Genomic DNA, 25,040 nt, shown 5'->3' with positions numbered 1-25,040 from the left:
GGCCCGGCCCGTCAGCTCGCGACGTCGTCGCAGGTCGGGAGGGTGTCGCCGGTCCCCTGGCCGACGGCCGTGACCGCCTCGACGGCCTCGTGCAGCGTGGAGACCGGCAGGACGGTGATGCCGTCGGGGGTGACGCCGGCGACCTGGGAGCACTCCTGGCGGGGAGCCAGGAACCAGGTCGCGCCGTCCTGGCGCGCGCCGATCACCTTCTGCCGCAGGCCACCGATCTGCTGCACCGTGCCGTCCGCGGCGATCGCCCCGGTGCCCGCGACGTGCTGGCCCCCCGTCATGGCGCCGGGGGTCAGCGCGTCGACGATGCCCAGCGCGAACATCGTCCCCGCGCTGGGGCCGCCGACGTCGTCGATGGCGATGTCGATGGAGAACGGGAACGTGTAGTCCACGTGCGGGGTGATGCCCAGGACGGTCGTGCCCTGCGAGGCCACCGTGCGGGTCGTCACCGTCAGCGGTTCGCCACCGCGGATCAGGCCGATGCTCACCTCGGCGTCACCGGGCAGGGCGCGGACCGCCGCCTGCAGCGCCGGGAAGTCCGCGACCGGGGCGCCGTCCACGGCGGTGATCTCGTCGCCGGCGCGCAGCACGTCGGCGGCCGGGACGTCGGCGTACACCTGCTCGACCCGGGTGGTCGTCACGGCCGGGACGTCGATGCCCAGTTCGGTCAGGGCGGCCACCTTGGCGTTGGTCTGCGACCCGGTCATCTCCGCCGCGCTCTGCTCGTCGGCCTGCTGCTGGGTCTGGTCCTCGGGGTAGTACAGCGAGCGCGGGACGACGTTGACGTCCGGGTCCAGCCAGTCCAGGAGCAGCTCCCCCAGCGACATCTCCAGCCCGGGCCCACCCCGCAGGGACACCGTCGTCAGGTCCAGCCGCCCCTCGGTGGGGTAGGTCTGCGCGCCGGCGATCGCGATCAGCCCCTCGCCGTCCTCCCCCTGGCCCGACCCGGCGATGACGTCGGTCACCGGCCCGGGGCTCAGCGCCACGTACGGGACGTGGACGACGCCCAGCAGCGCCGCGAGCAGGACCGCCACGAACGAGGACACCGACAGCAGCGTGCCGCGCGCGCTGAGGGAGGTGGCGGCCGGTGCGGGCCCGCGGGCGGGGTCGAGCGGATCGGTGGACTGCCCGGACTGCACGCTCGACACCCCTCGCACTCTACGTTCGCGACCTGTTCGCCGACGGTGAAGCCCGTGCGCCCGGCGGAACGCGGCGTCCAGGCCGGTCGTCGGGTGGGGTGCGGGGGCGTCATGATGGACGGGACGACCCGCAGGTCGATGAAGCGGAGGACACGGTGGACCAGCGAGACGACGACGGACGCGAGCGTCCGGAGGACGACAGCGAGAACACCGGTGACCGGCAACCGGACCGGACCCGCGACGACGAGGGCGCGAAGGGCCAGCCCGGCTTCCGGGGCTCCGGCACGCCCGGCAAGCGACCCGAACCGTCCTCGGACGAGCCGAAGAACCCCCTGGAGGAACTCCTCGGGCCGCTGCTCGGCGGCCAGTTCCCCGGTGGCCAGTTCCCCGGCATGCCCCCGGGTGGCGTCCCCGGCTTCCCCGGTGGCCTGCCCCAGGGCATCCCCGGCTTCGGCGAGGCCGGTTTCGACCCCGCCGTCATGGGCCAGGTGCTCGCCCAGCTGCAGAAGTTCCTGTCCACCCCCTCCGACGCGCCGGTGAACTGGGACGTGGCCCACGACCTGGCCCGCCAGGCCGCCGCGGCCAAGGGCGACCCCACCCCGCACGCCGTGGACCGCCGCGAGGTCGACGACGCGCTGCGCGTGGCCGACCTGTGGCTCGACGGCGCCACCGAGCTCGCCCAGGCCGCCACCAGCCTGGAGGCCTGGAGCCGGGCGGAGTGGGTCGAGAAGACGATGCCGGTGTGGCGTCAGCTCGTGGAGCCGATCGCCACCAACGTGGCCTCGGCCATGGGCGACGCGATGGCCGCCCAGGCCCCGCCGGAGATGGCCGCGATGCTCGGCTCGGCCGGCGCCATGCTGCGCCAGGTCGGCGGCGGCGTGTTCGGCATGCAGGTCGGGCAGGCCATCGGCCAGCTCGCCGGCGAGGTGCTGTCCACCACCGACGTCGGCCTGCCGCTGGCCCCCAGCGGCCGGGCCGCGCTGCTGCCCGAGAACGTGCGCGCCTTCGCCGACGGCCTGGAGGTGCCGCTCGACGAGGTCCGCCGCTACCTCGCGCTGCGCGAGGCCGCCCACCAGCGGTTGTTCGCCCACGTGCCGTGGCTGCGCGCCCACCTGCTCGGCTCGGTGGAGTCCTTCGCCCGCGGCATCTCCGTCGACGGTGAGCGCATCGCCGACGCGGCCCGCCAGGTCGACCCGACCAACCCCGAGTCGCTGCAGGACGCGCTGTCCTCGGGCATCTTCGAACCGGAGAGCACCCCGGCGCAGAAGGCCGCCCTGGCCCGGCTCGAGACGGCGCTCGCCCTCGTCGAGGGCTGGGTGGACCACGTGACCGACGAGGCCGCGCGTACCGTCCTGCCGCACGCGGCCGCGCTGCGCGAGACGATGCGCCGGCGCCGGGCGACCGGCGGGCCGGCCGAGCACGCCTTCGCCGTGCTGGTGGGTCTGGAGCTGCGTCCCCGCCGCGCCCGGGAGGCCGCGGCGCTGTGGGAGCAGCTGCTCGCCCGCGGTGGCCGCGCGGCCCGCGACGCGGTCTGGGACCACCCCGACCTGCTGCCGACGGCCGAGGACCTCGACGACGCCACCGCGTTCGTCGACCGGCGCCTGGGCGGTGGCGGCGAGCCCACGGCGCAGGGCACCGGCCCGGACGAGGGCATGGACGAGATGGACCTCGCGCTGCGCAACCTGCTCGAGGGCGGCCAGGACGGGCCCGCGGAGGGTCCGCAGGACCCGAAGGAGTGAGCCGGGGGCTCAGCCGGTCGTCGCGATGACCTCGACGGCCGGCGGCCCCTCCTCCGGCGCCCGGGTGCCGTCGACCTCGTCGGGGTCGTCCAGTTCCGCGTCCGGTTCGTCGTCCCGGTCGTGGTGGCCCGGGCCCTCGCGGCCGGTGGCGTGGTCGACGCCGGCCAGGAACCCGCGTGCCCGTTCGGTGCGGGGGTAGGACTCCAGCAACTGCCAGAACGAGCGCGAGTGCGTCGGGATGAGCAGGTGGGCCAGCTCGTGCAGCAGCACGTAGTCCAGCACCCAGCTCGGCATGCCCTGCAGCCGGCTGGACAGCCGGATGCTGCCGTCGGCGGGCGTGCACGACCCCCAGCGGTGGTGCTGGTTGTCGACCCAGCTGACCGACCGGGGCCGGGCCAGGCCGTCCAGGTGGCGGCGGGACAGGTCGCGGGCCCGCTCCAGCAGGTCGCCCTCGTGCGGGTTGCGACGCCGGTCGGCGGCCTCGAGCCGGGTGACCATGCGGTCGACCCACTCCTGCTCCTCGGCCCGGCTGAACCGCGCGGGGATGAGGACGACCGTGCGGTCGCCGTCGCGGTAGGCCGACACCGTGCGGGTCCGCCGGCGGCTGCGCCGGACGTCGACCGCGACCAGGGCCGCCACGTCGTCCCTCCCGTCGTCCCTCCCGTCGTCCCCCACGTCGTCCGTCACGTCGTCCGCCGCCTCGTCCAGCGCGCGGTCCCCTGACGGATCGCCCGGGAGCAGGGCAGGGTCGAGAGCCGCTGCACCCTCCTGGTGAGCCCTCACCTCCCGCAGGGTAGCGCCCGCCTCCGCCCAGGTGGTGGAACGTGATCAGATCGGCACACGTCGTCCGCGACCGTGGTCCGGTTCGCGGGCGCGCGGCGAGGGTCCGGTGCCCGGCAGGCGCGCCGACGCGCCCGATCGCGCCGATCAGGGCACCATGCGGAGCAGGACCTCGACCACCACGAACGAGAGGAAGACACCATGGCCGACACCTGGAGCGGTGAGTTCTACTGCGTGAAGTGCAAGGAGAAGCGCGAGGCCGAGGGGCAGGTCGTCGAGACCAACGGCCGCCGCATGGCCAAGGGCAAGTGCCCGGTGTGCGGGACCAACCTCAACCGCATCCTCGGCAAGGCCTCCTGAGCCTCCGCCCCGGTGGTGCGCCCCTCGTCACGGGGCCACCACGGGCGGTGGGCCCTGTGGACGACGGAGTTCACGTCCGGGCCGGCTGCGGCACAGTGGCCGCGTGCCCGACCCGATCAGCACCACCACCGCACCGCCGGGCGTGCCCGTCGTCCGGCGCGCCGACGGCCGGCTGCAGGTGGGTTCCTCCCCCCGCAGCGCCTCCTTGCACGTCCTGGCCGCGCCCGTCCCGGTCGAGGGAGCACCGCGCCGGACGGGTGTCCTCGCGGACCACCCCGACGAGGCGCTGGCCTGGGCCGCCTACGACCGCGGCGGCGCCTCCCCGGGTCGGCGGCTGAGCGAGCGGGCCCGCGCGAGCGTCGCCGCGGTCGGCTCACCCGCCGTCGTCGACGTGCTCCTGCACACGCTGGCGGGGGCGGGCGTGGGGCGGTTGCTGTGCGATCGTCCCGGTCCGCTCGTGTCGAGGGCGGGCGGCCCGGCGGACGTGCTGGTCCTGGTCGACGACCACGTGGCCCGGCCGGTGCTGGCCGACGGGGTGCAGGCCGACGGCGTCCCCCACCTGTCGGTGGTGCTGCGCGACACCGACGCCGTGGTCGGTCCCTTCGTGGTTCCCGGCCGGTCGGCGTGCCTGCGCTGCCTGGACCGGGCGCACAGCGACGCCGACCCGGGCTGGCCGCACCTGCGCGACGCGCTGACCGGGGCGGGCCGGCGACCGGTCGACGCGGCGACGGCCCACGCCGTGGCGGGGATCGCCGCCCTGCAGGTCCTGACCCACCTCGACGGCGGCCGGCCCGCAACGGTCGGGACGACGCTGGAACTGCTGCTGCCCGAAGGCCGGATGCGGCACCGGTGGTGGCTGCCGCACCCGGACTGCGGGTGCGTGGAACTGCCCGTCCCGGTCAGACCGTGACGAGTTCGCGCTCGGCCTCGACCACCAGCGCGGCCTCGGCCTGGTCGGCGCGGACCGCCAGGACCAGCGCCCGGCGGGCGGCGACCTCCGCGCGCCGGCGGGCCCGCAGCGCCCGGACGGCGCGGATGCGGGCCGCCGCCCGGTGCGCTGCGACCACCCGGTCCCTGACCAGTTGTTCCTCGACGTACGACATGGCGACTCCTCAGGTGTTCACGACGTGGGTGTCGCGCCCGTTCAGGCGGCGACGGGGTGCTTGCGCGGACGACCGCGCGGACGCTTGCGCGGGACGACGACCCCGGCGAGCACGAGCTGCCCGCCCCAGACGCCCCAGGGCTCAGCCCGCTCGAGAGCGCCTGCGAGACAAGCGTTCTGCAGCGGGCATTCCTGGCACAGCGACTTGGCGAGTTCGACGTCCTCGGGCTTCTCGGCGAACCAGAGTTCGGAGTCGAAGCGGCGGCAGGGCAGCGGGTCCGGCGTGTGGCGGCGGGTCACGCCGCTCACCTCCTTCTCTCGTCCGGTGTTTCCGGTGGTCCGGGTGGTGCCGGTGGTGCGGGTGCTGGTCCGGGTCCTCGTGAGCTGGGGGTTCATCTGTGTTTCTCCGGCGGTGGTGGTTCGGCGTCGAAGAGCCCACGAACGCAAAATGGCCGCGGACCCGAGTTTCGGGATCCGCGGCCTGGAGGCTGCCGGTCTGGTGCCTAGACCGGTGGACTCGAAGCTGAGGGTCCCGAGGACGGGAAGGAGGAGGCGGTGCCGTAGGAGGCACCCTTGACGGCGCGCAGACGCCCGTCGGTGGCCGGGAGCAGACGCACTCCACCCGTGGTCATGACCGGGGTGGACGCGTGGCTGCGCTCCCACGAGACGCACCCGGCGCCGATCGGGGAGGTCCGGACGCGGGCGACGGCGATGGAGGCGTCGGCGACGATGCCGGTGTTCGCGATGATCGCGTTCGTGTCCATCGTGCTGCCCTCCTCCCGGTGCGTCCCGCGCGGTCTGGACCCGCGCTGTGTGGTGGATCTGACTCTAGGGGTACCCGAGCGGGAACGACAACGTCTTTTTCCGCCGATCGCCCGACCGGAACCTGGTGACGTTCCCAGGCGACGACTGACCCGTTGCCGCGCAACGGAACCGCTCAGCCGGCGGCGAGGAGCTCCAGCACGTCGTCGCCGTACTTCTCCAGCTTGGAGGGCCCCACGCCGGTGATGCGGGCCAGCGCCGCGGTGTCCGCGGGCATCGCCTCGGCGATCGCGACGAGGGTGGCGTCGGTGAACACGACGTAGGCCGGTACCCCGTCCGCCTTGCACGTGGCGCTGCGCCACTCGCGCAGCTTCTCGAACACGGCCTCGTCGTAGCTGGCCGGGCAGTCGGCGTGCCGGCGCAGTTTGCGGTCGACGGCAGCCGTCAGCGGGGCGCCGCAGACCCGGCACGTCATGGGCCCGGAGGACTTGCCCGCCCGCCCGGCGCCGTTCGGGGTGCTCGAGGCCCGTCGCCCGGCGGGGACGGCCTGCGGGCGGACGGCGTCGAGGAACCGCGAGGGTTTGCGGGTCGCGCGGCCACCGGGCGTGCGCGCGTTCGCCCACGACAGGTGGATCCCCTCGCGGGCACGGGTGATCCCGACGTAGAGCAGTCGGCGCTCCTCCTCGACGTCCTCGGGCGTCTCGGCGAAGGAGATGGGCAGCAGCCCCTCGCTGACGCCGACGAGGTGGACGACGTCCCACTCCAGGCCCTTGGCCGCGTGGAAGGAGGCCAGCGTCACCCCGTCGACGGTCGGGGCGTGCTGGGCCTGGCTGCGCTCGGCGAGTTCGTCGACCAGGTCGGACAGCGTGGCGCCGGGACGCTTGCCGGCCAGTTCGTCGGCCAGCACCACCAGCGCCTGCAGCGACTCCCACTTCTCGCGGGTGGCGCCACCGGCGCTGGGGGCCTTCTCGCCCCAGCCCGCCGACGTCAGGACCGCACGGGTCTCGGCGCCGAGCTCGTGCCCGGGCATCGCCGAGCGCGCCGCCCCGCGCAGCAGGACGACGGCGTCGCGGACCTCCTTGCGGGAGAAGAACCGCTCGCCCCCGCGCACCACGTACCCCACCCCGGCGTCGGCGAGCGCCGACTCCAGGGCCTGGGACTGGCCGTTGGTGCGGAACAGGATGGCGATGTCCTTGGCGCTGCGCCCGGCGCGGATCTCCGCGGCGATCCGGGCGGCGACACCGGCGGCCTCGGCGACGTCGTCGTCGTAGGCCGTGAAGGTCGGGTGCGGGCCGGAGGGCCGCTGGGCGATGAGCTCGAGGCGGGCGCGGGCGTGCAGGCCCGTCGCCATCGACAGCACGGAGTTGGCCAGTCCCACGACCTCGGGGGTGGAGCGGTAGTCGCGCACGAGCCGCACGACGGTGGCGCCGGGGTGGCGGCGCGGGAAGTCCAGCAGGTGCTCGGGCGTGGCGCCGGCGAAGGAGTAGATCGTCTGGCTGGCGTCGCCGACGACGCACAGGTCCTGGCGCCCGCCCAGCCACAGGTCCAGCAGCCGCTGCTGCAGCGGCGAGACGTCCTGGTACTCGTCGACGACGAAGTGCCGGTACTGCTCGCGGACGGTGGCGGCGACCTCGGGGCGCTCGTCGAGGATGCCGGCCGTCAGCAGCAGCACGTCCTCGAAGTCGATGACGGCGCGGTCGGTCTTGACGTCCTCGTAGGTGCGCACGAGCCGGGCCACGGTCGCCAGGTCCAGCCCGCCCGGCTCACCGCGGCCGGCGGCGGCGGCCACGCGGACGTAGTCGTCGGGGTCGACGAGCATGACCTTGGTCCACTCGACCTCGGCGGACAGGTCCCGCACCCGGGTGCGGTCGGCCTGGATGCGCAGCCGGTTGCAGGCGTCGGCGATGAGCGGGGCCTTGTGCTCGACGAGGTGGGGCAGCGAGCCGCCGATGGCCTGCGGCCAGAAGAACTGCAGCTGCCGCAGGGCGGCGGCGTGGAAGGTGCGGGCCTGGACCCCGGAGACGCCGAGGTCGCGCAGCCGGGTGCGCATCTCCCCCGCGGCGCGGGCGGTGAAGGTGACGGCCAGGACCCGGTTGGGCACGTAGGCGCCCGAGTGCACCCCGTAGGCGATGCGGTGGGTGATGGCGCGCGTCTTGCCCGTGCCGGCCCCGGCGAGCACGCAGACGGGACCGTCCAGCGTCGTCGCGACCTGGCGCTGTTCGGGGTCGAGCCCCTGCAGGACCGAGTCGGCGTCGGGGCGGAGGAGGTCTGTCTGTGCGGTCATGGCCCCGGCATCCTCTCAAGTCCGGCGGGGTGCCGGGACCAGGCGGGCGGCGCGTTGTGGACGACACGCCAGGACACGCTCGGGGAAGATGGCTGGGGATCCCGTGGTTGCAGCGGGAGCCAGTCGTCCACAGCACTTTCGAGACAGGAGCAGGACGTGTCCACGATGGAGGCCCCCGCGGCCGGCAGCGTCACCATGTTCACCACCACGTGGTGCGGCTACTGCCGCCGCCTGAAGTCGCAGATGGACCGCGAGGGCATCAGCTACTCCGAGGTCAACATCGAGGAGGTCCCGGACGCGGCCGAGTACGTCATGCAGGTCAACGGCGGCAACCAGACGGTGCCGACGCTGCTGTTCCCGGACGGGTCCGCGGCCACCAACCCGTCGCTGGCCGAGGTCAAGGCCAAGCTCTCCTGAGCCGAGCACGTTGAGCACCACCTACCGGCCCACCGGCCCGCGCGAGTTCGCCGACCGGTGGGCCGCGTCGTTGCCGCCCGGGGCCCGCGTCGGGGTCGACGGCGCGGTCGAGGCGGACACCACCTGGTACGCCGACCACCTCCTCGCCGCGCTGCGCGAACGGGCCCGCCCGGTCCTGGTCGCGTCCTGGCAGGGGTTCTGGCGGCCACGCTCGCTGCGCTACGAGTTCGGCCGCGACGACCCGGAGTCCTACTACGGCACCTGGCTGGACGTGCCCGGCCTATACCGGGAGGTGCTCGAGCCGCTGGGTGGACCCACCAGCCGCTGGTGGGTGCCCTCGCTGTACGACCCGGCGACCGACCGCGCCTCGCGGGCGCGGCGCCAGGAGGTCCCCGACGACGCGGTGCTCGTCCTCGCCGGCTCGTTCCTGCTGACGAACGCCCTGCGGTGGGGTTTCGACGCCGTCGTCCACCTCACGACGTCCGACGCCGCCGTGCGCCGGCGGGTGCCGGCGCAGGACGCCGACCGGGTCCTCGGCGGGTGGCACCGCTACCTGGAGCAGGACGAACCGGTCGAGGCCGCCGCGGTGGTGCTGCGCTGCGAGGACCCGCGACACCCCGCGGAACTGGTGCAGGAGTAGCGGATCACACCCAGGGCTGGTCCTGGACGGGCAACGGCCCGCCGTACCAGGCCTCGATGAGCCGGCGCGCGATCGACACCCCCGGCGGCGGCAGGACCCCGCCCGTGCGCAGTTCCTCGGCCAGTTCCTCGCGGGAGAACCAGCGGGCCAGGGCGATCTCGTCGCCGTCGACCTTGATCTCCGTCGTCACCGCGCGGGCGGCGAAGCCCACCATGAGGCTGGCCGGGAACGGCCAGGGCTGGCTGCCCAGGTACCGCACGTCCTCGGCGTCGGAGCCGATGACGACGCCGGCCTCCTCGAAGGCCTCCCGGCGCACGGTGTCCTCGAAGCACTCCCCGGGCTCGACGAAACCCGCCAGGACGGAGTAGCGGTTCGCCGGCCAGATCGGCTGGTGGCCCAGCAGCAACCGGTCGTCGGGGGAGATGATCGCCATGATGACCGCGGCGTCGGTGCGCGGGAAGTGCTCCTTGCCGTCGGGCTCGACCTTGACCCAGCCGGACGTCGTCGCGGTCAGCGGTTCCCCGGTGCGCGGGGAGAACCGGGTCACGGCGTGCCAGTTGCCCATCGACAGCGCCTCGGTGAACAGCCCGGCGTCGCGGTCGGACAGTTCCTCACCCACCTCGCGCAGACCGCGCCACTCCTCGCCGCCGGCCGAGCCGTCGGCGGTCTCGGGTTCGCTCTCCGCCGAGACGACCGCGACGTGGTGCACGCCGTCGTCGACGCCGAGGTAGAGCTGCAGGTCGTCCGGGCCCGGGGCCGGGACCTCGGCCGGGGCGCGCAGCACCAACTGCAGGCCCTGGGGGGTCTGCACGACCGGGGCCCGGCCGGCGTGCACCTGCAGGACCCGGGTGTCCGGCGACTCCCACATCTGCGCCAGCGCGGCCGGGGGGACCCGGTTCACCCCGGCCCGGTCGATGTGCTGGCGGGACAGCGCGAGGTCGCGCAGCGGAGGACTCGGGAGGGGCACGGAGCTCACACCTGCACCCTATGCAGCGCCGCGCGCAATACCGTGGGGGCGTGCCCGTTCGCTCACCCCGTGTCCTCGCCGCCCTCGCCACCGCCGCCGTGCGAGGCCTGGACGTCGTGGCGACGGGCCCGGCCGAGGCCGACGGGGCGGACTTCGACGTCGCCGTCGTGGTCAGCCGCGAGGGTGGGCGGTACGTCGTGCGCACCCCGCGCCGGGCCGCGGCGGCCGCCGCGCTGGACGCCGAGGTGGAACTGCTCAAGGGCCTGCTCGACCCGCTGCCCTTCGCCGTGCCCGAACCCTCGGGGACGCTGGCGCTGCCCGAGGGCGGCCGGTGCGTCGTGCACCCCGAACTGCCCGGGTCCCCGCTGGACCCCGCCGACCTGCGGCCCGGTCCCGGCCTGGCTGCCTCGGTGGGAGCCGGTCTGGCTGCGCTGCACGAGATCGACGCCGGCGTCTTCAGCGACGCGGGGGTCCCCGTGTACGACGCCGAGGAGTACCGCCGGCGCCGGCTGTCCGAGCTGGACCGGGCCGCGGCCACCGGGCACGTCCCGCCGCGGCTGCTGACGCGGTGGGAGGCCCTCATGGAGGACGTCACCCACTGGCGGTTCGCGGCCACCCCCGTGCACGGCGACCTCGTCGGCGAGCACGTGCGCACCGACGGCGACCGGCTCACCGGCATCACCGGCTGGGTCGACGCCAAGATCGCCGATCCGGCCGACGACTTCGCCTGGCTGGCCGTCGGCGCCGACCCCGACGCGCTGGAGTCGGTCCTCGAGGCGTACGCGAACGCCCGGCGCGAACCCCCGGACCCCGACCTGCTGATGCGGGCCCGGCTGGCCGGTGAGCTCGCGCTGGCGCGCTGGCTGCTGCTGGGCCTGCGGATCGAGGACCCCGAGATCGTCGAGGACGCCCGCCGCATGCTCGACGAACTGGCCACCCACGCCGACTCGACACCCCTGGTCTGAGGCCCGTGCGACTGCGCCTGGTCTCCCTCAACGCCTCCTCCGGCCGTGACCTGAGCACCGGCCGCATCGACGTCGACGCCCTCGCCGACGCCGTGGCCGGGCTGGCGGCGGACGTCGTCGCCGTGCAGGAGGTCGACCACCTGCTGCCCCGCAGCGACGGCCTGGACCAGACCGCCCGGCTCGCCCGCCGCCTGGGGATGCGGGGGTCCTTCGTCGCCACCGTCCACGGCACGCCCGGTGAGGCGCAGGGGGTCCGGGAGGCGCACCGCACCGACCCCGACGAACCCTCCTACGGCATCGCCCTGCTGGTGCGGGGCTCCTCGGACCGGTTCCGGCAGTTCCGGATGCCCGCCGGTCGCGGCCGGTTGCCGGTGTTCGTCCCCGGCAGCGGACTGCGCTGGATCCCCGACGAACCGCGCGCCGTCGTCGCGACCGTCCTGGCCACCCCCGCCGGGCCGGTGAGCGTCCTGGGCACCCACCTGTCCTTCACCCCCTGGCAGGCCGGCTGGCAACTGCGCCGGGTGCAGGAGTTCGCCCGCACGCTGCCCCGCCCGCTGGTCCTGCTCGGGGACCTGAACCTGCCGCCGGGCGTGGTGCGCCGCGTCCTGCCGTGGCGCCCGCTCGTGACCGGGCCGACGTTCCCCTCGCCCGCGCCCCGGGTGCAGCTCGACCACGCCCTCGCCGACGGGCTGCCGGCCTCGGTGCGGATCGAGGGCCGCATCGAGCGCGTCGGCGGCAGCGACCACCGGGCGGTCGTGGTGGACCTGCAGTTCTGACTCCTGCGCCCACCGCGACCGGGTGTGCGGTAGGACAGAAGGGTGATCACCCTCAGCGACGGCGCCAACGCTCCCCTGGCCGGGCACCGCGTGCTGGCCCGCGTCACCGGGCCCGTGGACCTGACCGCCCTGGTGGTCGGCGCCGACGGGAAGGTCGCCGGGGACGCCGACATGGTCTTCTTCAACCAGCCCACGGCACCCGGCGTCCGGCTCGAGGGCACCACCGCGCACCTGGACCTGAGCGCGCTGCGCCCCGGGGCGGTCAGGGTCGTCCTGGCCGTGAGCCCGCAGGAGCCCGGCGCCACCTTCGCCGGAACGACGGTGACCCTCACGGTCGAGCACGACGGTGGGGAGGCGCGGTTCGCGCCCGCGGGCCTGAGCACCCAGACCGTGGCCGTCCTCGCCGAGCTCTACCAGCGTGGCGGTGGGTGGAAGGTCCGCGCTGTCGGGCAGGGCTACGACGACGGCCTGGCCGGGCTGGCGACCGACTTCGGGGTGGACGTCGAGGACGAGCCCGCCCCGGCTCCCGCGCTGAACCTGGGCAAGGAGCCGCTGGGCGCGGTGGAGCTGACCAAGAGGGGGTCGGCGGTGATCCCGCTGGACCTCTCCAAGCGCGAGCAGGCCGGCGGCACCGTCTTCCGCGTCGATCTGAAGTGGGACGGCGGGTCGGCCGCCCGCCGGCAGCGGGGCGCCGACCTGGACCTGTACGCCCTGTGGGCCGACCGCGAGGGCCGCACCGGCGCCGTCTACTACCGCGACCTGGGCTCGCTCGACGGGCCGCCCTTCGTGCGCCTGCGGGGCGACTCCACCACGCCCGGGCGCGAGACGGTCGAGATCACCCGCGCCGACCGGCTGGCCCACGTCCTCATCTGCGCCTACTCGGCGGTCGAGAACGGCACCGGGTCGTTCAAGAGCTACGGGGCCCGGGCCGTGGTGGACGACGGTTCCGGCTCACGCGTCACGGTGCCGCTGTTCGACGACTCCGAGAAGTACTGGGTGGCCATCGCCCTGCTGTCCTTCGGGGACGACGGCGTGCGCGTGCAGCAGGTGGAGGACTACGGGCACCAGACCACCGAGGCCCGGCCGCTGCTGCACGCCGACGGCCGGATCGAGATGGGCGCCGGGCCGGTGGAGTTCAAGTCCCAGGACGACTGACCGGGCTGCCCCCGATCGATCAGCCCACCACCGGTACCGACAGCACCAGCCGCTCGAGGTCACCGGCGTCGAACAGGTCCACCGGCCGCACCGTCTCCCCCGTGGAGGCGTAGAAGAACGCGGCGCTGACGTCGGCCAGCGGGACCCCGCGCCAGCGCGACCATGCCAGCCGGTAGACGGCGAGCTGCACGTCGCGGGCGCGGGCGCCCACACCCTCCGGCGGCCGGCCCGTCTTCCAGTCCACGACGTCCCACCGGGTGCGTCCGTCCGGCCCGGTGGCGGCGAACACCGCGTCGATCCGGCCGCGGACCACCAGGTCGGCCACGGGGGTCTCCACGGACACCTCGACGGCGACCGGATCCCGCGAGGCCCACTCCGAGGCGAGGTACCGCCGTTGCAGCGCAGCCAGTTCCGCGTCGTCGGCGGCGTCCTCGTCGGCCGAGCCCGGCAGGTCGACCAGGTCCAGCAGCGAACTGGCGGTGAACCGCTGCTCCAGCCAGGCGTGGAACGCCGTCCCGCGCCGGGTCGCCGGGCGCGGTTCCAGCGGCACCGGCCGGCGCAGCTGCAGGGCCAGGGCGTCGGGGTCCTGGGCCAGGGACACCAGCCGTGAGGCCGACAGGTGCGCGGGCAGCAGGACGCCCGGGGCCTGGCGGGCCGCGGCGCGTTCGGCGAGCAGGAGGTCGGTCTGCTCGGCCCAGGCCCGCGCCTCCTCGTCGGCGTCCTGCGCGGTGGCCTCCGTGGCCAGCGCGGCGCGGACCAGCGCCGCACCGGCGTCGACCTCGGTGCGCCGGGAGGCCAGCGGGTCGACGGGCCACACCACACGCTGCGGGTTCGCCGTCCGCGGGTTCACCGCGTCCGGTGCGGGCGGGTCGGCCGGCGGCAGCGACACCAGCCCGGGGACCGCCCCCGGCGGCGCCTCGAGGACCTCGAGCAGGAACCGCGACGGCTGCCGGGGTTTCGTCGCCTCGTCCCAGTACGCCCCGGACAGCAGCAGTTCCTCCTTCGCCCGGGTGAACGCCACGTAGGCCAGCCGCCGCTCCTCGGCCAGCTGGTGCTCCCCGCAGGCCAGCAGGAACTCCTCGCGGGCCTCGTTCAGCTCCTTCTGCGTCGCGGCGCGCTCGACGGCGAAGTGCGGCAGGCTGGAACGGTCCCCGCGCAACGGGTACGGCAGCACGCCGAGGGAACCGGTCCCGCCGATCCAGCCCGAGTCGGTGTCGCCCCCGGCGGGGAAGCTCTTCTCCACCAGGCCCGGAACCGCCACGACGTCCCACTCCAGCCCCTTGCTGGCGTGGACCGTCAGCAGCTGCACGGCATCGGTCGAGACGTCGGAGGCCCCCGGTTCCAGCCCGCGCTCGCGCACCTCGGCGGCGTCGAGCCAGGACAGGAACCCGCCCAGCCCCGGCCGCTGCGAACTCGCCGAGAACGACGCGGCGGCGTCGGCGAGGGCGTCGAGGTTGCTGCGCTCGAACGAGGGGGAACTGCCGGGCCGGGCGGCGACCTCGACGTCGAGCAGCAGGGCACGCTCGACCTCACCGACCAGGTCGGCGACCGGCAGGTGGGTGCGGGTGCGCAACCGGCGCAGCGTGGCCGCCAACCGGGACAGCCGACGGTGCGCCTGCGCCGACAGCCCCCGGCCGTCGGGTCCGGTCCAGCCGCCCGGGGGCAGCTCGTCGAGCGCCTCGACCAGGCTCACCGACTCGACCTCGTCGGGCAGCACGACGGTGTCCACGGGGTCCAGCTCGGTCTCGGCCTGGTGGCTGCGCCTGCGCTGCAGCTGCCGCGCCCACACCCCCAGGGCCGCCACGTCGCGCGCGCCCAGCCGCCACCGTGCCCCCGTCAGGAGCCGGGCGAGGTGGTCACCGCGGCCGGGGTCGTGCAGGACGTGCAGGGTCGCGACGACGTCGGCGACCTCCGGCGTGGACAGCAGCCCGCCCAGACCGACGACCTCCACGGGCAGGCCCGCCTCGCGCAGGGCGCGCTGGAGCACGACGAACTGCGAGCGCTTGCGGCACAGCACCGCCGCCGTGCGGCGTGGCTCGGGGTCGGCGCCGGGGACGCCACGCTGGACGGCCAGGCGTTCGGAGTCGGCGCGCCACACCTCGGCCAGCCGGGCGGCGACCTCGGCGGCCTCCTCCTCGACGGTGCTGGCGAACGACGTGCGCACCCGGCCCGTGCCGGCACCCGGCCGGGGACGCAGGACGGCGACGGTGCCCGCCTCCAGCGTCGCGTTCAACGGGGCCGCCGCGACGTTGGCCGCGGCGAGGATCCCCTCGTCGTTGCGCCAGCTGGTGGCCAGCGGCAGCTGCGGCGCGGGGGTGCCGTCGGCGCGGCGGAAGTGCGCGGGGAAGCTCACGAGGTTGCCGGCGCTGGCCCCGCGCCAGCCGTAGATGGACTGGTGCGGGTCGCCGACGGCCGTGACGGGGTGGCCGTCGCCGAACAGCGAGCGCAGCAGCGCCAGCTGGGCGTAGCTGGTGTCCTGGTACTCGTCGAGCAGCACGATGCGGTGCTTCGCGCGTTCGGTCTCCGGAACGGCGGGGACCTCCCGGGCCAGCCGGGCGGCGAGGAGGACCTGGTCGCCGAAGTCGAGCTGCTCGGCCTGCTGCTTGCGGCGCTGGTACTCGCGCAGCAGCGGGACGACCTGCTTGCGGGCCTGCTGCACCCCGAGGATCGCGGCGACCTTGGCGTACGGCTCCCCCGGGACCCCGGCGCCGTACCTGGCGATGCTCTTGTCGTCCTTGGGCAGCGTCCGCACGTACGCCGCGAGGCCGTCGACGAAGTCCACGACGTCGTCGGCGTCGACGAGGTGCTCGGCGCACTCCCCCGCCAGCTGCAGCAGCGCCGCGGCCAGCGTCGAGGGCGCGGCCTCGACGCCGGGCAGGTCCCCGCGCCAGCTCTCGACGACCTCCGAGGCCAGCTGCCAGGCGCCGGCGTCCGACAGCACCGTCGACTGCGGTTCGACGCCCAGCCGCAGCCCGTGGTCGACGACCAGCGAGGCCGCGTAGGCGTGGTACGTCGAGACGACGGGTTCACCCTCGCCCAGCTCGTCACCGGTCGAGGGCCCCAACCCGTGGGCGCGCAGCGACCGCAGGCGGCGCCGCACGCGTTCGGCCAGTTCCCCGGCCGCCTTGCGCGTGAACGTCAGCCCCCGCACGTCCTCGGGTGCGACCAGGCCGTTCGCCACGAGCCACACCACGCGCGAGGACATCGTCTCGGTCTTGCCCGAGCCCGCACCGGCGACGACGAGCATCGGCTCGACGGGGGCCTCGATGACCGCGACCTGCTCGGGGGTCGGCGAGGGCCGGCCGAGCCGTTCGGCGATCTGGAGCGCGGACAGCATCACCGGCCACCTTCCTCGACGACGCTGCGCCCGGCGTCCTGCGCCGGACAGGAGCTGAACACCGGGCAGTACCCGCAGTGCGGGCCGGTGACGGCCTCGAACGTGCCGGCGGCCATCCCTTCGGCCGTGCGCTCGACGAGGTCGCGCGCCCAGCCCGGGTCCTCGTCCTCGTCCAGCGCCACCTGGTGCTGGACGGGCGCCTTCTTCTGCGCCCCGCCCAGCTGGACCAGCGCCGCGCCGCCGGAGCCGGTCGCCGGGCCGGCGGTGTGGAACGCGCCCTCCTGAGCGGCCAGCTGGTACACGCCCAGCTGGGGCAGCCGGGCCAGGTCGGCCTTGGACGGCTGGGTCTTGCCCGTCTTGAGGTCGACGATGACGGGCCGCCCCTGCGCGTCGCGCTCGAGCCGGTCGACGCGGCCGCGGATGCGGGCCCGGCCGATCCGCACGTCGACGTCGAGTTCCACCCCGTCCAGCGTCCGGCCCTCGCGGCGGGCCTCGCGGTAGTACTCGGCGAGCTTGTCGACCATCCGGTCGGCGCGGGCGCGGGCGGTGTCGGCGACCCAGCCGTCGGGCAGCCCCAGGGTCGGCCACAGCACGTCCAGCCGACGGCGCAGCTCGAAGGCGTCGGCCTCGGGGGCTTCGGAGGCGATGCGGTGCACCAGGTTCCCGATCGACTGGCTCGTGGAGTCGCCGGCCCGGGCACCGGAGCTCTCCAGCAGCCAGCGCAGCCCGCAGCGCTCGAAGCTCTCGACCCGGGACGGGGAGACCGCGACCTCCTCGCCGGCCTCGCGCAGCGGACCGTCGTCGGTCAGGTCGTCGACGCCGTACCAGTCGGCCGGATCGGCGCCGGGCACCCCGGCGCGGGCCAGCTGGGCCAGGCGGGCGGCCGCGGCCGCCCGGCGCGCGGGGGTCTCGACGCTCGCGGGCGCGCAGACGACCTGCCGCAACCGGGCCACCAGCGCCGGCAGCGACACCGCCCGCGGAACGTCGGCCAGCGGACGTTCCTCCTCGTCGGCACCGCCGAGGCCGGCCGCGTCGGCGACGAGGTCGACGAAGGCGGACGGGCGCTCGTCCTCGGTCCGCACGGCGGTGACGACGAGCTCGTCGCGCGCGCGGGAGACGGCGACGTGGAACAGTCGCAGTTCGTCCTCCAGCACCGCGCGTCGGGCGCCGGGACCGTCGCTGTCGCGGCCTTCGAGGACGTCGACGAGCGCCTGCGCGCCGAGCACCGAACCGCGCAGCCGCAGGTCCGGCCACACCCCCTCCTGCACCCCGGCGACCACGACGAGGTCCCACTCGCGCCCGACGGCCCCCTGCGGGGTCGTCAGGGTGACGGCGCCGGCGTCGGGTGCGCGGTCGGCGAGGGTGTCGGAGGGCACCTCGGCCGCCATGAGCTGCTCGAGGAACCGCTCGGCGCTGCCGGCGCCGGGGAAGCGGTCGACGAAGCGGCCGGCGGCCTCGAACAGGGCCAGCACGGCGTCGAGGTCGCGGTCGGCGCGTCCGGCGTCGGCGCCCTCCAGACCGGCCCCGGCCAGCGCCGAGCGCTGCCAGCGCGCGGCCAGCCCGGTGGCGTTCCAGACCGCCCACAGCACCGTCTCGGCGTCGGCGTCGGTGGTCAGCGCCGCCCGCCGGCCGGCCCGCAGGACGGCGGCGACGCGGACGGCGGGCAGCGTCGTCGGGTCCTCGGCGTCCAGCAGGAGCAGGTCGCCGGCGGGTTCGGCGTCGGGGTCGGCCAGCACCCGGGCCAGCGCAGAGGTGAGCACGACGTCGCTGCTGCGGCCGCCGCCGGCCTCGAGCTCGCTGCGGCGCAACGACTGCCGCAGCCGGCGCAGCGCGACGACGTCGGCCCCGCCGACCGGGGAGGTCACCAGGTCGCGGGCCAGGGCGTCGTCGAGCACGGCCGGGTCCAGCACGGCGGCCAGCGCGGCCAGCAGCGGGCGGACGGCCGGTTCGTCGCGCACGGGGACCTCGGCCAGCGGCACCGCCAGGGGCACGCCGGCGTGGGTCAGCGCGCGGCGCAGCGCGGCGGTGTGCCCGGCGGAGCGGACGACGACGGCCATCCGCGACCACGGCACCCCGTCGAGCAGGTGCCGGCGGCGCAACCGCTGGGCGACCCAGGTGGCCTCCTGCGTCGGTGATCCCAGCACGGCGACCTCGACGTGCCCCTGCCCCTCGCGGGTGGCACCGGCCGCGCGCTGGCGGGCCCCGCCCAGGGCACCGATGCGCCGCGAGACCGCACGGGTCACAGCGAGCAGCTGCGGCCGCTGGCGGTGGTCGGTGCCGAGGACGACCGTCGGCGCGGGGGTGCCGGCGCGGGTGCCGAACCGGTCGGCGAGCGTGGCGGCCGTGCGGGCGTCGGCCCCGCGGAAGCCCTGCGTGACGCTGTCGGGGTCGGTGGTCAGGACGAGGTCGCGTCCGCCGGCGACGGTCTGCAGGAGCCGGAGCCCGGCCTCGGACAGGTCGTGCGCGTCGTCGACGGCGACCAGGTCCCAGCGGCCGCGTTCGGCCGCGAGCAGGTCGGCGTCGCCGCGCAGGGCGTTGACGGCCTCGTCCAGGACCGCGGCCGGGTCGTAGGACTCGAAGCGGGCCAGGGCGTTGACCCGCAGGTACTCCTCCAGCACCGCCGCGCCCGCCACCCACTCCGGCCGGTTCTCCCGCCGACCCAGCGCGGCGAGGTCCTCGGCCCGCAGGCCGCGCTCGACCGCGCGCATCAGCAGGTCGCGCAGCTCGTTGCGGAAGCTGCGCAGGCCCCAGGCGTCGGAGGGGACGCCGTCGGGCCACGGCGGCGCCTGCAGGGCGCCGGTGGGCGTGAACAGCCCCCCGGGCTCGAGGTCGAACAGCTCCTCGGGCCCCTCCTGCGCCGGGTCGGCGTCCGCCACGGCCAGGTGCCCGCGCAGCAGGTCGGCCAGGATCGCGTCCTGCTCGGCGCCGGAGATCAGCCGCGGCGGGGCGATCCCCTCGCGCACGTGCACGGCGCGCAGCACGCCGAAGGCGTAGGACTGCGGGGTGCGGGCCGCGGGCTGGCCCGTCGTGCGGCGCATCCGGTCGGACAGGTCGTCGCGCAGCAGGTCGGCCGCGCGGCGGGTCGGGGCCAGCACCAGGACGCGGTCGGGGTCCAGGCCGTCGCGGTCCACGCGGGTGGCCACGAGGTCGCGCAGGGTGCGGGTGCGGCCGGACCCCGGAGCGCCCAGGACGACGAGCGGGCCGCTGCCGGGCCGCGTCGCCAGGACCGCGTCCTGCTGCGGGTCGGGCTGCAGCGCAGCACGTCCGGCGACGGCGACCCGGCGCAGCCGCGGCACCTGGACGCGGTGGGCGCCCTCACCGCCACCGGCGTGCGCCGCCGAACCGTCCTGCTGTTCCCGCAACAAGCGTGCCCCCTCCACGACCGACAGGAGCTAGGGGACCACACGGCTCCGACACGACCCGTCCGGACCGTCCGGCCCGTCTGGCACGTCCCGCTCCCGCGGTGCGGCGAGCCCGAGCTCAGCCACCAGGGTCTCGACGTTGGAGGCCGCGTTGAGGGAGTACAGGTGCAGGACCTCGACGCCCTCGGCCAGCAGCCGGCGCCCGTCCTCGACGGCCACCCGCACGCCCTCCTCGCGGAAGGCGCCCCGGTCGTCCAGGAACGGGTCCAGCCGCCGGTGCAGCCAGGACGGCTCGTGCCCGGAGGTCAGCCGCCGGGTGACCTCCAGGACCCGCGGGCTGGTCACCGGCAGCAGCCCCGGCACGACCGGTACGCCGCAGCCGGCGGCGGCCAGCCGGTCGCGCAGCCGCAGGAAGTCCTCGACGTCGAAGGTGAGCTGGGCGATCGCGAACCCCGCCCCGGCGCGGAACTTGCCCAGCAGGTGCCGCAGGTCGGTGTCCAGGTCCGGCGACTCGGGGTGTCCCAGCGGGAAGGCGGCCACGCCGACGCCCTCGGCGCCCCGGTCCAGGGCCAGCCGGACCAGCTGGTCGGCGTGCTCGAAGCCCTGCGGGTGCGGTTCCCACGGCGCGTGGGGATCGCCGTGCGGGTCGCCGCGCAGGGCCAGCACGTCCCGCACCCCGCCGGCCAGCAGGTCGTCCACGACACCCGCCAGCTGTGCGGCGGGCTGCCCGACGGCCGTCAGGTGCGCGACCGGGCGGACGGTGGTCTGCCGGGCGATGCGGGTGGCCAGCTCGACGGTGCCCTCCCGGCTGCCGCCGCCGGCGCCGTAGGTGACCGAGGCGAACACCGGGCCGAGCTGTTCGAGCCGGCGCACCGCGCGCCACTGCCGCTGCGCGGTCGTCTCGTCGTGCGCCGGGGAGAACTCGACCGAGAACCGGCGTCGCGCGGTGCGCAGGTCCTGGAGCAGGCTCACCGGCCCTCCTCCCACGGCGCCGTCCACTCCCCCGCGTCCCAGCGCGCCCGCGCCAGGTCCACGCGCACGTCCACCGCTGCGTGCGCCAGCCGGCGCAGCGGGGTCCCCTCGGCGCGCCAGCGGGCGAGGGCCTCGCCGGCCAGCGGCTCCGGGGCGCTGCCGTCGGCGCGCAGCACGCGCCACCAGGGCGCACCGGACCCGAAGCGCCGCAGCACGTTCCCGACGAACCGGGGGCCGCGGTCGCCGACCCGGGCGCCGACGTCGCCGTAGGTCAGGACACGTCCTGGGGGGATCGCGTGCACGACCTCGAGGACCTCCTCGGCGCGTTCGGGCAGTCGCGGTTCCACGCCGGGAGCCTGCCACGACGGCGGTGCGGCCCGGCGTCGTGTCGGACCCGCGGTGCAGGGTGACGTCATGACGAGCCCCTGGCGCTGGATCGACGTCGAGGAGAGCGAACCCGACTTCGCCGCGGCCGTGCTGGCCCGCTTCCGAGCCGGGCGGCACCACGTGCTGGCGACGCTGACCCGGGACGGCTCGCCGCGCGTGTCGGGGACGGAGGTCGACCCGTGGCGCGGGGACCTGGTGCTGGGCTCGATGGTCCGGGCCCGCAAGGCCGCCGACCTGCGCCGGGACCCGCGGTTCGCGCTGCACGCGCACACCGGGGACGGGTCGATGACCGGCGGGGACGCGAAGGTCGCCGGGATCGCCGAGGAGGTCCTCGACGAGGCGGTCCTGGCCGACTACACCGCCGACCGGCAGCCGCCCACCCCGTTCCTGCTGTTCCGCCTGCTGCTGACGTCGGTGGTGCTGACCGACCTGGACGGCGAGCGGTTGCGGATCCGCACGCTGCGGCCGGGGCGCGGGCTGCTCACCGACCACCGGTGAGTCAGGGGTGGGGCCAGGGGTTGGGCAGCGCCCCGTCCAGTCCCTTCGTCTGCTGCATCATCACGGGGGCGAGCTGCCCGGGCCCCGGGTTCGGGTCGTGCCCGTGGCCGAGGGCGTGACCGATCTCGTGGTTGACGACGTACTGCCGGTAGCCGGTCCGGTCCTCGCCGTAGTCCTCGATCGCCTCGACCCAGCGGTACCAGGTGAGGATCGCGGCGTCGCCGTTGCGGCACGACAGGGTGCCCATCGTCCGCAGCGGCCGGCACAGCGCCGCCGACGTGTCCGGCGTCGCCACCACCAGCCGCATCTCGGCTTCGCCGTCGGTGCGCGCGAAGCTCATGGTGCCGCCGGCTCCCCAGCTGCGCGGGTCGTTCAGCACGGCGAGGGCGAAGTCGGCGAAGGCGACGGGGTCCAGGACGCCGGCGTCGAGGAGGTCCTGCTCGACCTCGACCCGGACGGTGCGCACGCGGGCGGAGGCCGGGGCCGGGCTGGTGCCGGGGACGACGGTGAGCGCTCCCCCGCCGGACTGCGGGACCTCGCGGCGCAGGACACCGGCGGCCACGTCCGCCGCGGTCAGCCCCGGCGGCAGCGGCGGGGTCGTGGGGGTGACCACCGTGGCGGTCGGCGTCCCCGCCGGGGTGGTCGCCGACCCGCCGGGTGCCGGGGTGCCGGCTGTCGGGGTGCTGGGCGTCGCCTCCGTCGGCCCACCCGTGCACCCGGCCAGCACCCCCACCACCGACAGACCCGTCAGCAGGAGGGTGCGACGGGCGGGACGGGGGTGCGCGGCGGCCACCCCGGCAGGATGTCACCGGCCTGCGCGAGGCCCCGACGCGGTGTGCCGCCGTCCGCTGGCGGCGAACCGGAACGCGGTCCGGCCCGGCCGCCGACTAGCGTGGGTGGGCGGGCCGCCCCGGCGGCCGCGCGCGCAACAGCAACATCGGGCGAAACCCTGGAGGGGACTGCGGTGGAGGTTCGGATCGGCGTGCAGAACGTGGCACGCGAGCTGGTGTTCGAGTCGGCCCAGACCGGCGAGGAGATCACCGCGGCCGTCGCCGAGGCGCTGACCAGCGGCTCGGTGCTGTCCCTGACCGACGACAAGGGCCGCAAGATCGTCGTCCCGGCCTCGACGCTGGGTTACGTCGACATCGGCGCCTCGGAGGTGCGCAAGGTCGGTTTCGGGCTCTCCTGACCCCGGACCCGCCTCGGGCGGGGGCGGCCGGAACGCCACCGGCCGTCGCCCGCGCGCCTCGACACGCGCCCGCCCGGGACGACGTGGCGTCAACTGCGCGGTGCGCGCGGTTACCATGGTCGAGTTCATGGTTGCCCGGTCGCCAGTCACGATCGGCTGCCGACTGCCGCGACGCGGCCGCACGCACCGCCTGACGATCTTCCCGCCGGTGGCTCCGACGTCCCTTCCGGACGTGATCAGGGCCTCCGCCGCGGGTACCGCGCGGACGTGGCCGCCGTCGCCCCCCATCCCGGGAGACGCATGACCGACTCGAGCACCACCGACACGATCGACACCACGGGCGACACCGCCCCCCTGGGCACCTTCGCCGACCACGGCGTCGACCCCCGCATCGCCCAGTCGCTGGCCGGCGCCGGCATCACCACCCCGTTCCCCATCCAGGCGATGACGCTGCCGGTGGCGCTGAGCGGGCACGACATCATCGGCCAGGCCAAGACCGGCACCGGCAAGACCCTGGGCTTCGGCGTCCCGCTGCTGCAGCGCACCACGATCCCCGGTGACCCCGGCTACGACGAGCTGCCCGCGCCCGGCAAGCCGCAGGCGCTGGTCATCGTCCCGACCCGCGAGCTGGCCGTGCAGGTGGCCGGCGACCTCACCACCGCGAGCCGGATCCGCAAGGCCCGCATCCTCACCGTCTACGGCGGCCGCGCCTACGAACCGCAGATCGAGGCGCTGACCAAGGGCGTCGACGTGGTCGTCGGCACTCCCGGCCGGCTGCTCGACCTGGCCCAGCAGCGGCACCTGGACCTGTCGCACGTCACGTGCGTCGTCCTGGACGAGGCCGACGAGATGCTCGACCTGGGCTTCCTGCCCGACGTCGAGCGCCTGCTGGCCCAGACCAACCCGGCCCGTCAGCTGATGCTGTTCTCGGCGACGATGCCCGGCCCGGTCGTGGCGATGGCGCGCTCCTACATGCGCCAGCCGACCCACATCCGCGCGGTGGACCCGACCGACGACGGCGCGACCGTCGCGGCCATCACGCAGTTCGCCTACCGCACGCACGCCATGGACAAGATCGAGGTCCTGGCGCGGCTGCTGCAGGCCACCAACCGCGGGCTGACGATCGTGTTCAGCCGGACCAAGCGCACCGCCGCCTCGGTCGCCGAGCAGCTCACCGAGCGCGGTTTCGCCGCGGCCGCCATCCACGGCGACCTCGGGCAGGGCGCGCGTGAGCAGGCGCTGCGGGCGTTCCGGCACGGCAAGGTCGACGTCCTGGTCGCCACCGACGTCGCCGCGCGCGGCATCGACGTCGAGGACGTCACGCACGTCGTGAACTACCAGTGCCCCGAGGACGAGAAGACCTACCTGCACCGCATCGGCCGCACGGGCCGCGCCGGCAACACCGGCGTCGCGGTGACCTTCGTGGACTGGGACGAGATCCACCGCTGGCTGCTCATCGACAAGGCCCTGGGTCTGGGCTTCGGCGAGCCGCCGGAGACCTACTCGACGTCGCCGAACCTGGCCGAGGACCTCGGCATCCCCGAGGGCACCACCGGACGACTGCCCCGCACCCAGCGCACGCGCGCCGGGCTGGAGGCCGAGCAGGTCGAGGACCTCGGCGAGGTCGGCGCCGCCAAGGGCCGTCGCCCGCGCAAGGAGACCACCGCCAGGCGCGGCCCGGGTCGCGCCGCGGCGGCGGAGGCCGACGAGCTCGTCGAGGAACCTCGCGAGGAACGGCCGCGGCGCTCCCGCCAGCGCCGGCGCACCCGCAACGGCGTCGAGGTCCCGGCCACGGCCGGTGAGGGAACGACGGAGGACGCGGCCGTCGAACCGACCGCGGCCCCCGAGACGGCCCCCGAGACGGCGGCCGAGGACGGCACCACGACGCGCCCGCGTCGCCGACGCCGCACCCGCTCCGGCGCCACCGCCGAGGCCTCCGCCGAGCCGACCGCGGAACCCGTCACCGACTGACGCTCCCGAGCTGCGATCACCCGGGGTGGACCTCACCCTGGCCCTGTGACCGCAACCGTCGGAGGTCCTCCCACCGTCGACGTCACCGTCGACAGCGCCGGCGACGCACCACGGGTCGCCGGACCGTCCAGCGTCTCGGGCGGGGTGCCCGCCCCGGCGCCCCTGGAGGTCGCCCGCCCGGCCCCGAAGCCGGTGGGGGGTAGCCACACCCCCCCGGGGGACGGGTGCT

The 25,040-nt window shown here is 75.6% G+C and carries 23 protein-coding genes and 1 pseudogene; 12 read left to right on the top strand and 12 right to left on the bottom strand.

The window, feature by feature from the left end:
* Positions 1–11: 11 nt before the first annotated feature.
* Positions 12–1,157 carry a YlbL family protein gene (locus ACRYR2_RS17980; RefSeq protein ID WP_432564270.1) on the bottom strand — a complete coding sequence of 382 codons (1,146 nt, stop codon included), beginning with the start codon at positions 1,155–1,157 and terminating at the stop codon, positions 12–14.
* Between the two features lie 146 nt (positions 1,158–1,303).
* On the opposite strand from ACRYR2_RS17980, the gene ACRYR2_RS17975 reads away from it, so the two are divergent.
* Complete coding sequence (locus ACRYR2_RS17975) at positions 1,304–2,887, top strand: zinc-dependent metalloprotease (protein ID WP_432564269.1); 1,584 nt, start codon at positions 1,304–1,306, stop codon at positions 2,885–2,887.
* Positions 2,888–2,896: 9 nt separating this feature from the next.
* Here ACRYR2_RS17975 and ACRYR2_RS17970 read toward each other — a convergent pair whose 3' ends face one another.
* Complete coding sequence (locus ACRYR2_RS17970; RefSeq protein ID WP_432564313.1) at positions 2,897–3,526, bottom strand: M48 metallopeptidase family protein; 630 nt, start codon at positions 3,524–3,526, stop codon at positions 2,897–2,899.
* A 342-nt stretch (positions 3,527–3,868) separates the two neighbouring features.
* Between ACRYR2_RS17970 and ACRYR2_RS17965 the strand changes: the two genes are divergently transcribed.
* Positions 3,869–4,027: a DUF5679 domain-containing protein gene (locus ACRYR2_RS17965; protein ID WP_366169429.1), complete on the top strand. Its 159-nt coding sequence runs from the start codon at positions 3,869–3,871 to the stop codon at positions 4,025–4,027.
* 103 nt (positions 4,028–4,130) lie between these two features.
* Positions 4,131–4,937, top strand: coding sequence for a hypothetical protein (locus tag ACRYR2_RS17960; protein WP_432564268.1), 807 nt, complete (start codon positions 4,131–4,133; stop codon positions 4,935–4,937).
* Here the strand turns inward: ACRYR2_RS17960 and ACRYR2_RS17955 are convergent.
* The 4 genes from ACRYR2_RS17955 to ACRYR2_RS17940 all read right to left on the bottom strand — a co-directional run bounded on the left by ACRYR2_RS17955 (position 4,927) and on the right by ACRYR2_RS17940 (position 8,175).
* Complete coding sequence (locus tag ACRYR2_RS17955; protein WP_432564267.1) at positions 4,927–5,130, bottom strand: hypothetical protein; 204 nt, start codon at positions 5,128–5,130, stop codon at positions 4,927–4,929. The genes ACRYR2_RS17960 and ACRYR2_RS17955 overlap by 11 nt on opposite strands.
* 41 nt (positions 5,131–5,171) lie before the next feature.
* A complete protein-coding gene (locus tag ACRYR2_RS17950) occupies positions 5,172–5,438 on the bottom strand; it encodes a WhiB family transcriptional regulator (RefSeq protein ID WP_432564266.1) in 267 nt (88 codons plus the stop codon).
* Positions 5,439–5,632: 194 nt separating this feature from the next.
* Positions 5,633–5,893 carry a hypothetical protein gene (locus tag ACRYR2_RS17945; protein ID WP_432564265.1) on the bottom strand — a complete coding sequence of 87 codons (261 nt, stop codon included), beginning with the start codon at positions 5,891–5,893 and terminating at the stop codon, positions 5,633–5,635.
* Positions 5,894–6,066: 173 nt separating this feature from the next.
* The gene (locus ACRYR2_RS17940; protein ID WP_432564264.1) at positions 6,067–8,175 is read right to left on the bottom strand and encodes an ATP-dependent DNA helicase UvrD2; all 2,109 of its coding nucleotides are present in this window, start codon (positions 8,173–8,175) and stop codon (positions 6,067–6,069) included.
* 165 nt (positions 8,176–8,340) lie between these two features.
* Here ACRYR2_RS17940 and ACRYR2_RS17935 point away from each other — a divergent pair, with 165 nt between their 5' ends.
* A complete protein-coding gene (locus ACRYR2_RS17935) occupies positions 8,341–8,592 on the top strand; it encodes a mycoredoxin (RefSeq protein WP_432564312.1) in 252 nt (83 codons plus the stop codon).
* A gap of 10 nt (positions 8,593–8,602) precedes the next feature.
* On the top strand, positions 8,603–9,232 hold the full coding sequence (locus ACRYR2_RS17930) for a nucleoside/nucleotide kinase family protein (protein WP_432564263.1): 630 nt from the start codon (positions 8,603–8,605) through the stop codon (positions 9,230–9,232).
* A gap of 4 nt (positions 9,233–9,236) precedes the next feature.
* Here ACRYR2_RS17930 and nudC read toward each other — a convergent pair whose 3' ends face one another.
* On the bottom strand, positions 9,237–10,208 hold the full coding sequence (gene nudC, locus ACRYR2_RS17925) for an NAD(+) diphosphatase (RefSeq protein ID WP_432564262.1): 972 nt from the start codon (positions 10,206–10,208) through the stop codon (positions 9,237–9,239).
* Positions 10,209–10,249: 41 nt separating this feature from the next.
* Between nudC and ACRYR2_RS17920 the strand changes: the two genes are divergently transcribed.
* The 3 genes from ACRYR2_RS17920 to ACRYR2_RS17910 are packed head-to-tail and all read left to right on the top strand — an operon-like array spanning position 10,250 to position 13,095.
* Positions 10,250–11,164, top strand: a complete 915-nt coding sequence (locus tag ACRYR2_RS17920; protein WP_432564261.1) for a macrolide 2'-phosphotransferase — start codon at positions 10,250–10,252, stop codon at positions 11,162–11,164.
* A gap of 5 nt (positions 11,165–11,169) precedes the next feature.
* Positions 11,170–11,940 carry an endonuclease/exonuclease/phosphatase family protein gene (locus ACRYR2_RS17915; protein ID WP_432564260.1) on the top strand — a complete coding sequence of 257 codons (771 nt, stop codon included), beginning with the start codon at positions 11,170–11,172 and terminating at the stop codon, positions 11,938–11,940.
* A 42-nt stretch (positions 11,941–11,982) separates the two neighbouring features.
* Entirely contained in the window at positions 11,983–13,095 is a 1,113-nt protein-coding gene (locus tag ACRYR2_RS17910; RefSeq protein WP_432564259.1) for a TerD family protein, read from the top strand.
* A gap of 19 nt (positions 13,096–13,114) precedes the next feature.
* Here the strand turns inward: ACRYR2_RS17910 and ACRYR2_RS17905 are convergent, their stop codons facing one another.
* Genes ACRYR2_RS17905 through ACRYR2_RS17890 form a run of 4 tightly spaced genes read right to left on the bottom strand, consistent with a single transcriptional unit; the run spans position 13,115 to position 21,113 of the window.
* Positions 13,115–16,432: an ATP-dependent helicase gene (locus ACRYR2_RS17905; protein ID WP_432564258.1), complete on the bottom strand. Its 3,318-nt coding sequence runs from the start codon at positions 16,430–16,432 to the stop codon at positions 13,115–13,117.
* Complete coding sequence (locus ACRYR2_RS17900) at positions 16,432–19,797, bottom strand: ATP-dependent helicase (protein ID WP_432564257.1); 3,366 nt, start codon at positions 19,795–19,797, stop codon at positions 16,432–16,434. Before ACRYR2_RS17900 ends, ACRYR2_RS17905 begins: the two co-directional genes overlap by 1 nt.
* 27 nt (positions 19,798–19,824) lie before the next feature.
* Positions 19,825–20,766 (bottom strand): methylenetetrahydrofolate reductase, encoded by a 942-nt coding sequence (locus ACRYR2_RS17895; protein WP_432564256.1) that lies wholly within the window; start codon positions 20,764–20,766, stop codon positions 19,825–19,827.
* Entirely contained in the window at positions 20,763–21,113 is a 351-nt protein-coding gene (locus tag ACRYR2_RS17890; RefSeq protein ID WP_432564255.1) for an MGMT family protein, read from the bottom strand. Before ACRYR2_RS17890 ends, ACRYR2_RS17895 begins: the two co-directional genes overlap by 4 nt.
* A 67-nt stretch (positions 21,114–21,180) precedes the next feature.
* Here ACRYR2_RS17890 and ACRYR2_RS17885 point away from each other — a divergent pair, with 67 nt between their 5' ends.
* On the top strand, positions 21,181–21,651 hold the full coding sequence (locus ACRYR2_RS17885; RefSeq protein WP_432564254.1) for a pyridoxamine 5'-phosphate oxidase family protein: 471 nt from the start codon (positions 21,181–21,183) through the stop codon (positions 21,649–21,651).
* Position 21,652: 1 nt separating this feature from the next.
* Here ACRYR2_RS17885 and ACRYR2_RS17880 read toward each other — a convergent pair whose 3' ends face one another.
* Positions 21,653–22,444: a DUF3152 domain-containing protein gene (locus tag ACRYR2_RS17880; protein WP_432564253.1), complete on the bottom strand. Its 792-nt coding sequence runs from the start codon at positions 22,442–22,444 to the stop codon at positions 21,653–21,655.
* A gap of 171 nt (positions 22,445–22,615) precedes the next feature.
* On the opposite strand from ACRYR2_RS17880, the gene ACRYR2_RS17875 reads away from it, so the two are divergent.
* From ACRYR2_RS17875 to ACRYR2_RS17865, 3 genes and pseudogenes are all read left to right on the top strand, one after another.
* On the top strand, positions 22,616–22,840 hold the full coding sequence (locus ACRYR2_RS17875; RefSeq protein ID WP_432564252.1) for a DUF3107 domain-containing protein: 225 nt from the start codon (positions 22,616–22,618) through the stop codon (positions 22,838–22,840).
* Between the two features lie 300 nt (positions 22,841–23,140).
* Positions 23,141–24,811 (top strand): DEAD/DEAH box helicase, encoded by a 1,671-nt coding sequence (locus ACRYR2_RS17870; protein ID WP_432564251.1) that lies wholly within the window; start codon positions 23,141–23,143, stop codon positions 24,809–24,811.
* A gap of 45 nt (positions 24,812–24,856) precedes the next feature.
* Positions 24,857–25,040 (top strand): annotated as a pseudogene (locus tag ACRYR2_RS17865) (mannose-binding protein); the annotation flags it as partial.

Origin of the sequence: Kineococcus deserti (genome assembly GCF_050871945.1) — a bacterium.
Lineage (GTDB): Bacteria > Actinomycetota > Actinomycetes > Actinomycetales > Kineococcaceae > Kineococcus.
Note: the sequence above shows the minus strand (reverse complement) of the source record. Positions and strands in the feature narration are given on the sequence as shown.

What these genes read in the sequence shown, in the direction of transcription:
- ACRYR2_RS17965 (WP_366169429.1), top strand. Translation starts at nt 3,869, where the DNA reads ATGGCCGACACCTGGAGCGGTGAGTTCTACTGCGTGAAGTGCAAGGAG.
- ACRYR2_RS17955 (WP_432564267.1), bottom strand. Translation starts at nt 5,130, where the DNA reads ATGTCGTACGTCGAGGAACAACTGGTCAGGGACCGGGTGGTCGCAGCG.
- ACRYR2_RS17945 (WP_432564265.1), bottom strand. Translation starts at nt 5,893, where the DNA reads ATGGACACGAACGCGATCATCGCGAACACCGGCATCGTCGCCGACGCC.
- ACRYR2_RS17940 (WP_432564264.1), bottom strand. Translation starts at nt 8,175, where the DNA reads ATGACCGCACAGACAGACCTCCTCCGCCCCGACGCCGACTCGGTCCTG.
- ACRYR2_RS17935 (WP_432564312.1), top strand. Translation starts at nt 8,341, where the DNA reads ATGGAGGCCCCCGCGGCCGGCAGCGTCACCATGTTCACCACCACGTGG.
- ACRYR2_RS17905 (WP_432564258.1), bottom strand. Translation starts at nt 16,432, where the DNA reads ATGCTGTCCGCGCTCCAGATCGCCGAACGGCTCGGCCGGCCCTCGCCG.
- ACRYR2_RS17885 (WP_432564254.1), top strand. Translation starts at nt 21,181, where the DNA reads ATGACGAGCCCCTGGCGCTGGATCGACGTCGAGGAGAGCGAACCCGAC.
- ACRYR2_RS17870 (WP_432564251.1), top strand. Translation starts at nt 23,141, where the DNA reads ATGACCGACTCGAGCACCACCGACACGATCGACACCACGGGCGACACC.